The sequence below is a fragment of the Tardiphaga sp. GW821-FHT12E02 genome (assembly GCF_058807155.1).
Genome location: NZ_JBXAQK010000003.1, coordinates 110675 through 120903, shown reverse-complemented (window position 1 = coordinate 120903; position 10229 = coordinate 110675). Strand labels below are relative to the sequence as shown.

At 60.9% G+C, this 10229-nt stretch carries 11 protein-coding genes; 1 reads left to right on the top strand and 10 read right to left on the bottom strand.

The window, feature by feature from the left end:
* From AC1RQ5_RS30860 to blh, 10 genes are all read right to left on the bottom strand, one after another.
* A partial coding sequence (locus AC1RQ5_RS30860; protein WP_493204626.1) for a prolipoprotein diacylglyceryl transferase family protein occupies positions 1 to 640 on the bottom strand: 640 nt, incomplete at its 3' end.
* Positions 637 to 2475: a protein-disulfide reductase DsbD gene (gene dsbD / locus AC1RQ5_RS30855; protein ID WP_493204625.1), complete on the bottom strand. Its 1839-nt coding sequence runs from the start codon at positions 2473 to 2475 to the stop codon at positions 637 to 639. The genes dsbD and AC1RQ5_RS30860, both read right to left, overlap by 4 nt.
* A 147-nt stretch (positions 2476 to 2622) precedes the next feature.
* Positions 2623 to 3405, bottom strand: a complete 783-nt coding sequence (gene dsbG, locus AC1RQ5_RS30850) for a thiol:disulfide interchange protein DsbG (protein ID WP_493204624.1) — start codon at positions 3403 to 3405, stop codon at positions 2623 to 2625.
* 98 nt (positions 3406 to 3503) lie between these two features.
* Positions 3504 to 4682 carry a L,D-transpeptidase family protein gene (locus AC1RQ5_RS30845; protein WP_493204623.1) on the bottom strand — a complete coding sequence of 393 codons (1179 nt, stop codon included), beginning with the start codon at positions 4680 to 4682 and terminating at the stop codon, positions 3504 to 3506.
* Positions 4682 to 5281 carry a DsbA family protein gene (locus tag AC1RQ5_RS30840; RefSeq protein WP_493204622.1) on the bottom strand — a complete coding sequence of 200 codons (600 nt, stop codon included), beginning with the start codon at positions 5279 to 5281 and terminating at the stop codon, positions 4682 to 4684. The genes AC1RQ5_RS30845 and AC1RQ5_RS30840 overlap by 1 nt, the downstream gene beginning before the upstream one ends.
* A 251-nt stretch (positions 5282 to 5532) precedes the next feature.
* Positions 5533 to 5874, bottom strand: a complete 342-nt coding sequence (locus AC1RQ5_RS30835; RefSeq protein WP_493204621.1) for a carboxymuconolactone decarboxylase family protein — start codon at positions 5872 to 5874, stop codon at positions 5533 to 5535.
* A gap of 75 nt (positions 5875 to 5949) precedes the next feature.
* On the bottom strand, positions 5950 to 6729 hold the full coding sequence (locus AC1RQ5_RS30830) for a sulfite exporter TauE/SafE family protein (RefSeq protein ID WP_493204620.1): 780 nt from the start codon (positions 6727 to 6729) through the stop codon (positions 5950 to 5952).
* A 3-nt stretch (positions 6730 to 6732) separates the two neighbouring features.
* Positions 6733 to 7161 (bottom strand): DUF6691 family protein, encoded by a 429-nt coding sequence (locus tag AC1RQ5_RS30825; protein ID WP_493204619.1) that lies wholly within the window; start codon positions 7159 to 7161, stop codon positions 6733 to 6735.
* Positions 7158 to 7577 (bottom strand): YeeE/YedE family protein, encoded by a 420-nt coding sequence (locus tag AC1RQ5_RS30820; protein WP_493204618.1) that lies wholly within the window; start codon positions 7575 to 7577, stop codon positions 7158 to 7160. Before AC1RQ5_RS30820 ends, AC1RQ5_RS30825 begins: the two co-directional genes overlap by 4 nt.
* The gene (blh, locus tag AC1RQ5_RS30815) at positions 7577 to 8878 is read right to left on the bottom strand and encodes a bifunctional sulfur transferase/dioxygenase Blh (protein ID WP_493204617.1); all 1302 of its coding nucleotides are present in this window, start codon (positions 8876 to 8878) and stop codon (positions 7577 to 7579) included. Before blh ends, AC1RQ5_RS30820 begins: the two co-directional genes overlap by 1 nt.
* An 83-nt stretch (positions 8879 to 8961) precedes the next feature.
* Here blh and AC1RQ5_RS30810 point away from each other — a divergent pair, with 83 nt between their 5' ends.
* Entirely contained in the window at positions 8962 to 10224 is a 1263-nt protein-coding gene (locus AC1RQ5_RS30810; protein WP_493204616.1) for an NAD(P)/FAD-dependent oxidoreductase, read from the top strand.
* Positions 10225 to 10229 lie beyond the last annotated feature (5 nt).

The following is a 10229-nucleotide window of genomic DNA, read 5'->3' as shown; positions in this document are numbered from 1 at the left end:
CGCGATCGAGCTTTAGGTTTTCTTTTGCAAGGTAAGTCCGGATCGTCTCCGAGCCTTCGCCTTGATTGACGAATAGGAAGGCGACATCGTCGCGGCTTGCTGCGACCTCCGCCAGCAACGGCATTTCTCTGCGGCACGGCGGGCACCAACTTGCCCAGAGATTGATGACGGCCGGCTTGCCTCTTGCATCGCTCACGGCGAGGGGCTGCCCGTCGAGCTGCTGGAGAGCGAATGTCGGCGCAGGCTGTCCAAGCGTAGCCTGAGTCAGTTGCGTTACACCCACCCAGAGAACGAGGCTGAAAGCGATGGCACCGGCAGCGGCAAGCCCGGCCTTGAGCGATCGAATAAAGAGCGCGCTGACGATCAATACGCCGACCAACCCGGCGAGCGGTTGAAAGCCGCCCTGCCAGAAGGCGAAGATGCGCAATGGTTCGCCTACAAAGCTTTGCCAATGCAGCGCGACATGGCCAAGGCGAGCGGCTACCAAACCGCCGATCAGCGCCCAGGTGGACCACTTTGCAATGACTGGATCGACCCGGCGCGCAAGGATCGACGTGACGATCGTAAAGGCGAAGATTCCCAAGATGCCAGCAAATTGCCCCGACGAGAAAACGAATGGTCCGATTGCGACGGCGTTCATCGCACCATTCCTGTTTTCTCCGCGCCAGCCTTGTCGACTGACGCCTGCAAGGTCGCTTTCGTCACGTCGCCCACGAGCCGCGTTCCGACAGCCTCCTTCCCGTTGGGATCGACAAAGATCATTGTCGGAGGGCCGACGACCTGCAGGCCCTGCATAATCTGTCGCTGGTCCGGCGTGTTGCCGCTGACATCGAGCTTGATGAGATTGTACTGGGCAAGTGTGGACTGGATGGTCGGGTCAGACAGCACGCTGCGATCAATGACCGCGCAGGTGACGCACCAGTCTGCCGTGACATACAGCAAGCTCGGCTTGCCGTTCCGCTCGGCAATCTTCGTCTGAAGTTCTGCAGGTGTACCAGCGCTGCGGAACGCCAGTGCTTCCGGGCTGCCGGTGCTGCCGCCTGTTCCAGCAACGAGATTGCCCAGTGGGCGGAAGGGATCGCCGGCGCCGCTTGCTGCTCCTATGGCCAACACGACACCGTAGAGCGCGGCGGCGATGCCTGCCGCCTTAGCCGTCCGGCGTCTGCCTGGAGCATCAGGACCGAGTGAGTCGAATGCGCCGAGCCAGACTGCCAGTCCGATCGCGAACAGGGCCCAAAGCGCAAGCCCCGCTTCCGCCGGGATGATACGAGATACCATCCAGATCGCAGTCGCCACGAAGACGAACCCGAACGCCTGGCGGACCGTGGACATCCACGCTCCCGCCTTGGGGAGCGCCTTCGGGCCGAGCGTGCCAAAGGCGATTAGGGGAATTCCCTTGCCGAGGCCAAGGGCAAAGAGCGATGCCGCGCCAAGCGCGACGTCGCCGGTTTGAGCGATGTAAATCAGCGCGCCGGCCAGCGGTGCGGTCACGCAAGGTCCAACGATGAGCGCGGACGTAAAGCCGAGCAGGCCGGCCGACGCCAGCGAGCCTCGATTTCCCTGACCAAGCCGGCCAATCGAATTGACCCAGGCGGAGGGCAGTTGCAGTTCGAACAGGCCGAACATCGACAAGGCGAGCACGACGAAGAGTGCCGAGACCGCTCCCACAGCAAGCGGCGACTGGAGGACCATCTGCAAATTTTGCCCGGACCACGCTGCCGCCACGCCCAGCAGGCCGAACGCGCTCGCCATCGCGAGCACGTAGGCGAGCGAGAGGGTAAAGCCTCTGAGCGCCGTGACGGCCTCGCCCTGGCGCGCGATCGCGCCAGCCAGGATCGGATACATCGGGAACACGCAAGGCGTGAAGGCGAGCAGCACGCCGAACAGCATGAAGCTGGCTAGAACCATCGCAACGCCGCCGTCCTTCAGCAGCGAACCGATCATTCCGCCATTGTCTGCGGCAATGGCGATGCCGGTCCCACCTTCCGATGCGGGCGCAGCTTCGGTCGGCGCCGACCACTGGCTCGCCTGCGTCGCTGGCGCGCGCTCATCGGGGTCGGTGATGGCGAGCGTCGTCGCATCGACATGGCGCACAAGCGGCGGGTAACAGATGCCGTTTTCCTGGCAGCCCTGATAGCGAACCTCGAGGGGAGCGGACCCCGAGGCGTCAAGCGAGACGACGGCGGCGACGTGATCGTGGAAGACGGTCGAGGGGCCGAAAGTGGGGTCGTCCTTGCTCTGCCCGTTACCTTCGAGATTCGGAGCGGTGACTGCCGCGCCGCCGCGGCTGAAGCTGAGTTTGTCCTCGTAGAGGTAATAACCTGGCGCGATCGCCCACCGGATCTGCACGGTGCCGTCATTTTGTCGCGTCGCCGAAAGCTTGAACGCTTGGTCGACGGGGAGCGGCATTCCACCTGACGAGGTTACCTGAGCGGCTGCCGGCGCAATTGCCAGCGCCGCGAATACCAACATCATGACGGCGGTTATGACGGACCAGATTCTTTTCGAAGGCAATGCACGCTCCCGCTTGATGTGACGACGGCGGGAGAGGTCGGATCGTCAGCTTAAGGCAGACTTAAGAGCATTTTGCGTGCGATTGACGGTGCAAACTTGCGTTCCAGGCTAAAGCGGGCCGAATAGAGCTTCGAGAGCGGCCCCCCTTGGAGCTCCGCTTTGCAAGGTCAGTTCGCCATTACTCCGCTTTGCGACGAGACCGGGCGTACCGCTGAAGCCCAGCCGCCTCATCAGCTCCACATTGTTGGTGAGCTTGGCATTGGTCTGCGGGGATATATGCTCCAAAGGGGCGATTCCCCCAGTGCTATGATTTATCTCGTTCTGGGTCAGGGCGGCCCCCGGGTCGGCGGCTTCGATGATTGCGGCGGCCTTACCCGCCGAGTCCGCGCGAATGACTCCGACCATGACGTGCCGGATCTGCACTTTACCGGCCTCGACCCAGGGACGGGCGGAGCGCCATAGCTCGTTGCAGAACGGGCAATTCGCGTCGGTGAAAGCATAGACGATTCGCTCCGAGTCCGGCTTCCCGTCTGGAACCCAAGCAGCGGCTTCGAGCGCAGCCCAGGCTTCTCGCTGCATCGGTTCGCTTGTTGCCTGCTTCAAAGCCGCATCTGCGACCGAATTGCCGCTCGCGTCGATCAAGGTTCCGATCAGGGCATGTTTGGCATCGGGTGTGATATAGACTGCCAGCGGCTGCGTGCCCGAGCTCGCGGCGTAGGCCTGAAGTCCACCAGGTACCTGCAAGGGTCCATGAATGGTCAAACCCTGGCTCTTAAGTGTTTGCAAGATGCCTTCATCGTTTCCCTTGGGGGCTGATGATGTCGTTTCGGTCTTTTCATTGCAGCCGGCGAGCAGAGTCGTCACCGCTATAGCAGCCAAAATCTTTTTCATTTCGTGGCACCAATCGATATTATCTGGAGAACTGGTTTTCTGCCGTTTTCGCGCGATAGCTTAAGGCAGCATTAAGCAGCGCCTGTCCTCGACCGCCGTCAGGACCGATCCACCAAATCGTAGATGTCCTTGCGGAACTGGGCCGGAGAAGCCGGCACGCCCCAGGCGGTGATGTAAACGAAGTGTACTGGTACGGGCTTCGAGATCGTGACATCCCGACGCTGACCGTTCCCAAGGAATTCGGCGACGGTTTCAGCGGACCACCCCGGTGTCTCCTTGAGCAACCAGGTCACGAATTCCGGAATACGCTGGACCCTGACACAGCCCGATGAATGAAAGCGGCTTGCGTCTCCGAACAGCCCGGGATCGGGTGTATCATGTAGATAGACCGAGTGTCGGTTTGCGAAATTGATCCGGACGCGCCCCAGAGCGTTGCGGCTCCCCGGCTCCTGCCGGAACATGTAGTTGGTCGCCTCGTCGGTGTTCCAATCGATGCTGGACGGCGACACCTCTTTCCAGTTGCCGGTATGAATCCGCATGCCCATCCGCGTCAGATAGCCGGGGTCTTTACGGATTATCGGGATGATGTCGCGCCGGATGATGCTTTTCGGCACATGCCAATATGGATTGAAGTTGACCTCATGGATGCTGCTCGAAAGCAGCGGCGTAGCACGATTGGGCTGGCCAACGACGGCCGACTGCCGAAGCACGACCGCGCCGTCCTCAACCATTTCAATCTGCGCCGCGGGGACATTGACCGTTACCTGACGGCGGTCCTCCACCAGCGCGGCTTGCAATCTGGGGGCGTTGGCAGCAAGACTTCTGGCCCGGTCCTCAGCTGGATAGTTGAGCGCCTCATAGGTAGCAGCGCCAGCGACGCCATCGACTGCCAAACCATGCCGTGCCTGAAACAGGCGGATAGCGGCGTCGACAAAACTGTCGACGACATCACCTGAGCGATACTGCGATGCCAAGTCTGCGGTCAGAGCAAGACGTTGCCGCAACCAGGACGCCTGCTCGCCCTGAGCGCCAAGCGATAGACGCTGCGTAAAAGGATACTTCGGCCATCCGCCTTCATTTGCCCAGCGGGCGTAGGTTTCGGCCGCCACCTGCGTTGCGTGCAGCGTCGTCGCCGATAGTAGAGGCGTCTCCACGTCCTGGAGGCCGTCCATGCGGGCATTGGCCGTATCGAAAGGTCTTTCCCAGGCGCGGGCGGGGGCGACGACGAAGGCTGTCGATGCGAGGCCGGCGCCGAGTAAAGTGCGTCGGTTCAACATCACGTCCGCTTTCCTCTTGCTTCACGCACTGCTTGAGCAAGACCGGCCCGGTCGAGAACGCCTCCGTAAACCTTCGAGCCGATGACGAATGACGGGGTGCCTGACAGACCGAAAGCCTTGGCCATCCTTTCGTTGCGAGACAGCGTGTCGGCTACTGAGTCCGCCGAATGAGCGGGTGGAAGACCTCCGTTGCTGGCTTCATCGAGGATCTCGAGGATGTCGCTCTGGGCAAGGCGTCCCTTCGTGCCCATCAAGGCCTCATGCGCTCGCCCGTAAGCTTGCGGGCCAAGGGCAAGCACGCGCTCGGCAGCAAAGCGCGAGGCTTCGCCGAAGATCGGCCAGTCGCGCATCAAAAGGCGCACATTGCCATCGTCCGCGACGAATTCCTTCAGTGCCGGGTAGGTGCTTTTGCAGAACGGGCACTGATAGTCGAAAAACTCAACGATCGTGACGGCGCCGTTCGGATTTCCAAGTACAGGCGTCACAGGATCGAAAAACACTTCCTCACGAGTCGGCTGCCGGGCAGTCACGCTCGTGCCAGTGGCATTGATCGATAGGAGCGCGCCGGTTGCAATCAGAAGACATCGTCGTGAAAGCATTCATTCGGTCCCTCGTGAATTTTGGGATCGAAACGCAGTCGCAAGCTTAAGCTAGCCTTAAGTGGGGCCTGATTAATCCGGCATCTGCCATGCCGGATGCACACCCGTGACGACTTCGACTCAGGAGAGTTGCTGGGCAGCGACCCTATCGGAGCATCTTCAGCGCCGCCCATATGACGACGCCCCAAGCGCCGTCGCTTCCCATTCTTCCCGTGATGAGCAGGTCCAAACCTTTGACCATAAAGGCGTCGTCATTCAGCGAGCTGATCATACGCTTCGAGCGCATGAGCCGCGTACATCACCGATGGCCCCGCGCCCATATAAATGGCCATGGCCAAGGTCTCGCTGATCTGCTCACGGCTTGCGCCGGCCTTGACGGCGCCTTCTGCGTGGTAGGCGATGCATGGCTGGCATCGGGTCGCCACTGCGATGGCGAGCGCAATCAACTCCTTTGTCGTCTGGTCGAGCGCCTCGCCGCCACGCGCATTGCGGGCCATGTCACTGAAGGCTTTCATGACATTAGGCGCGTCCTGTCGCAGGGATTTAACGCCACCATTCATATTGTCGATAAGCTTCTTCCAGTCTTGGATCATTGTCATCTCCATTGTTTCAAGGATAGTACGACGCGGCGGCTAGCCGGTTAGTGCCAGAGCACTCGCGAATGCAGGTCAGGTCAGGAAGGCCCCTGCGCTGCGATAAAGCACGTAGACCGCAACGACGAAGATCAGGCCTGCGAAGATGCGGTTCAGCGTGTTCTTGCCCGCGGACAGACGATTGGCCAGCATCATGCCTACAATGCCGCCGGCGACCCCTCCTGCGATAAACTCGAAGGCGATCGGCCAATCTACAAGGCCAGAGATGGCATAATTAAGCGCCGTGGCGAGCCCGAAGCTGCCGACCGCCAGAAGCGATGAACCGATCGCGTTGATCATTGGCATACCCGTTGCCAATATAAGCGCAGGCACGATCAGAAAACCGCCGCCGATCCCGAAGAAGCCGGAGGCCGTGCCGGCAGCGAAGGCTATCGCGGCTGTGATAAGGCATGTCCTCAAGTTTACCGGTCGCTCGGGTGAGGCGCCGTCCCTGCGCGGTCGCAGCATGAGAATGCCCACCAGGATCATCAGCAGGCCAAATAAGAACAGCAGTCGCTGACCATCGACGAGTTTGCCGAGGGTTGAGCCGGCGAATGCGCCAAGCGTGCCGACGCCTGCGAAGATGATCGCACAGCGCCATCGGACATTACCGCTGCGCGCGTGGCCGATGAGATTGGCGAAGGCGTTGACGGACACAGCAAACGCACTCGTCCCGATCGCGATGTGGGGTTGGGTGACGCCCACGACGTACAGCAGTAGCGGGGTGGCTAGAATCGAGCCGCCGCCGCCGACGAGCCCGAGCGAGAAGCCGACGAGGCCGCCCGAGGCGAGCGCCGGGCCAAGATTGGCAAGCATGGCTCACCCCTTCCCGGCCAGGAAACGGTCGTGCGTGACCATTCCGACGAACATGGCGATCGCAAAGATTACAGCCGGCACCAAACCGAGCGAAAGCGATGCGATCGCGGGGCCGGGGCAGAAGCCAACCAGACCCCAGCCCACACCGAAGATCGCCGAACCAACGACCAGTGGCCGGTCGATGCGGGTTTTGGTCGGAAGGTGAAGTCGATCGTCGAGCAATGGCTTGTTGATGGCAAATGCGATCCTGTAGCCGATGAAGGCGACGAGTACGCCTGAACCGAGAACGAATATCAGGCTAGGATCCCATGCCCCGGTGATATCGAGGAAAGCCTTGACCTTGGCGGGGTTGAGGAGACCAGAAACGGCCAGACCCAGACCGAACAAAAGACCGGCGGCAAGAGCCGTGAGGATACGAAGAGCCGGGTTCATAGCCAGCCTCCGAAACGCATCGCCAGCACGGTGAGGATGGCCGTACCGAGAAACGTCAAGACAGCCACGAAGGATCGCGGCGACAGTCGAGCGAGCCCGGATATGCCGTGCCCGGAGGTGCAGCCGGAGCCCATGCGGGTACCAAAGCCGACCAGCAAACCCGCGACGATCAGGAGCGGCCATGCCGCCGTTACCTGCACCTGCGGCGCAATGCCGAAGATTGCGAGGTAAGCCATTGGCCCGAGCAGCAGGCCCGCGACAAAGGCGATATCGTGACCGAAGCGCTCGCCGCGCTGGCCAAGCAGTCCTGCGACAATGCCGCTGATCCCGGCGATGCGTCCATTCAGGAGCATCAGAAGGCTGGCTGACAGGCCAACCAATGCGCCGCCAGCGATGGGTGCGAGATAGGCGTCCATCACCATGCCGCTCCGTCGAGTGCGTTGAGCGGGATCTTCAAGTAGCGCTTGCCATTATCCTCCGGCTCGGGGAGTCGACCGCCGGCCATGTTCACCTGCAATGCATGCAGAATGAGTTTGGGCATCGGTAGCGTCGCATCACGCTCATTGCGCAACTTGACGAAACTCTCTTCGGTCTGATTGGCGATGTGGGAATTGAGCTTTTTCTGTTCACCGACCGTGCTCTCCCACAGTGCTGCACGTCCATCCGGCTGGTAGTCATGACCTGTGAAGATGCGTGTTTCGTCGCGCAACGAGAGAATATCCATAATGGATCGCCATAGTCGCTTGGCGCTGCCGCCCGGGAAATCGGCCCGAGCGGTGCCGGAATCCGGCATAAACAGCGTGTCATGGACGAACGCCGCGTCGCCGATGACATAGGTGATCGAGGCGAGGGTGTGTCCGGGCGAAAACATCACCTTCGAGTCGATCGTGCCGAGCTTGAAAGTCTCCCCCTCCTCGAACAGGCGGTCCCACTGACTGCCGTCATTTGCAAAGTCCGGCCAGTTGTAGATCTTCTTCCACAGCGTCTGCACATCGACGACACGGGCGCCGATGGCTGTCGATGCGCCGGTTTTTTCCTTCAGGTAACGGGCCGCCGAGAAGTGATCGGCATGCGGATGGGTGTCGAGGATCCATTCGACAATCAGGCCGTGCTCGGCGACATAAGCGAGGATCTCGTCGGCATGTTCGGTCTTGGTCGCGCCGGACTTCTCGTCATAGTCGAGAACCGGGTCGATGATCGCACATGCATTCGTCGCCGGATCGCTGACGACATATTGGATGCTGCCGGTTTTGGGATCGTAGAATCCCTTCACGTCAGGTTTGCCGATGCGACGGTGCGAAGCGAGCCAGGCCCGTGATGCGTCCGGCGCAATGCCCACATCGCTTGCGACGGCGATGAGCTTGTCGTCACTGAAGCCCTGAACGTCAGCGTCACCGGCCAGAATCCACATGTAAAACGAGCGGGCGCCGGAGCGGCAGTGGGCAATCACCGGGCCGTTCGAGGCGACAATAGCCTCGGCAAAACGGCGAACGTCGTTTTCCGGCATGCATGTACTGGTAACGGGAATGAACACGTAGTCGAGCCCAGCAGCCCTGGCTGCGGCTTCCTCCGCGTCGGAGCCTGGCTGCGTCGCATCTTCGCCATCGGGACGATTGTTGATGACTGTTTTGAAGCCGAGACGGCGTAATTCCGCGAAATCGCTCGGCTGAATTTGCCCGACGACGGAAAACTTCTCAGTGACCGGAATAGGTTTCATAGCGCCGCTCCTTGACGATCCTCAATATGAATTACATAATTACATATAATCAGATATGAGACTCTGCAAGTGGGAGGATAATGATGGACGTCGCATCGCAGCCGCAGGCCAGCCAGGCAGCCATACTCAAGCATCGGATCGTCATCGTCGGCGGAGGCGCCGCCGGCATCACCGTCGCAGCCGAGCTGCTGCGCCGCGAATCCGGTCTCGACATCGCAATCGTCGAGGCGTCTGAAACGCATTCCTACCAGCCGGGTTGGACGCTGGTCGGCGCCGGCGTCTTTACGCGGCAACAGACGCAACGCGCCGAAAAGTCGCTGATTCCCAAAGGCGCGACATGGATCAAGGCGGCGGTAACGGCGTTCGAGCCGGACGATAATCGCATGATGCTGAGCGATGGCCGATCGCTCGGCTACGACTACCTCGTTGCCTGCCCGGGCCTGAAAATCGACTGGGACGCGATTGAGGGGCTGCAAGAGACGCTTGGCAAGAACGGCGTGTGCAGCAACTACCGGGCCGACACGGCCGAATACACTTGGCGGCTTATCCAGGAATTTCAGGGCGGGACCGCGCTGTTCACCCAACCTGCCATGCCGATCAAATGCGCCGGCGCGCCTCAGAAGATCATGTATATGATGGCCGACCGTCTGCGCCGCCGCGGCAAGCTCAGCGCCTCGCAGCTGAAGTTTTGCCTGGCGGGCGAGGCGCTGTTCGGCGTTCCCTTCTTCGTTCCGCCGCTGCAAAAAGCCGTCGACGAATACGGGATCGACGTCTGCTACCGACACAATCTGGTCGCCATCAATGGTCCCGCGAAGACGGCGCTGTTTTCCGTGACCGGCAAGGATGGTGGGGCTCGGGACGTTGAGATGCGGTTCGACATGATCCACGTCGTCCCGCCGCAGACGGGGCTTGACGTCGTGCGCGAAAGCTCGCTTGCCAATGCCGCGGGCTGGATCGAGGTCGACCCCGCGACCCTTCGCCATGTGCGGTATCCGAACGTGTTTTCGCTTGGAGACGCGGCATCGACCTCCAACGCCAAAACGGCGGCAGCTGTCCGGCTCCAATCCCCTGTCGTCGTCGACAATCTGCTGGCGGCGATGCAGGAAAAAGCCATGCCCAGAACTTATGATGGGTACGGTTCGTGCCCGCTGACCGTGGCAATTGGCAAAATCGTGCTTGCCGAATTTGCCTATGGCGGCAAGGTCACCCCAAGCTTTCCGCTCGATCCCAGGGTGCCTCGCCGAAGCATGTGGTACCTGAAAACCAAGTTCCTGCCCTGGCTTTACTGGTCTCATATGCTGAAGGGTGGAATGTTCGACATCAAGCATCGCGAGCGCGGGTGGTGAGAGCG

What these genes read in the sequence shown, in the direction of transcription:
- AC1RQ5_RS30810 (WP_493204616.1), top strand. Translation starts at nt 8,962, where the DNA reads ATGGACGTCGCATCGCAGCCGCAGGCCAGCCAGGCAGCCATACTCAAG.
- dsbG (WP_493204624.1), bottom strand. Translation starts at nt 3,405, where the DNA reads ATGAAAAAGATTTTGGCTGCTATAGCGGTGACGACTCTGCTCGCCGGC.
- dsbD (WP_493204625.1), bottom strand. Translation starts at nt 2,475, where the DNA reads ATGATGTTGGTATTCGCGGCGCTGGCAATTGCGCCGGCAGCCGCTCAG.
- AC1RQ5_RS30830 (WP_493204620.1), bottom strand. Translation starts at nt 6,729, where the DNA reads ATGCTTGCCAATCTTGGCCCGGCGCTCGCCTCGGGCGGCCTCGTCGGC.
- blh (WP_493204617.1), bottom strand. Translation starts at nt 8,878, where the DNA reads ATGAAACCTATTCCGGTCACTGAGAAGTTTTCCGTCGTCGGGCAAATT.
- AC1RQ5_RS30845 (WP_493204623.1), bottom strand. Translation starts at nt 4,682, where the DNA reads ATGTTGAACCGACGCACTTTACTCGGCGCCGGCCTCGCATCGACAGCC.
- AC1RQ5_RS30835 (WP_493204621.1), bottom strand. Translation starts at nt 5,874, where the DNA reads ATGATCCAAGACTGGAAGAAGCTTATCGACAATATGAATGGTGGCGTT.
- AC1RQ5_RS30820 (WP_493204618.1), bottom strand. Translation starts at nt 7,577, where the DNA reads ATGGACGCCTATCTCGCACCCATCGCTGGCGGCGCATTGGTTGGCCTG.
- AC1RQ5_RS30825 (WP_493204619.1), bottom strand. Translation starts at nt 7,161, where the DNA reads ATGAACCCGGCTCTTCGTATCCTCACGGCTCTTGCCGCCGGTCTTTTG.
- AC1RQ5_RS30840 (WP_493204622.1), bottom strand. Translation starts at nt 5,281, where the DNA reads ATGCTTTCACGACGATGTCTTCTGATTGCAACCGGCGCGCTCCTATCG.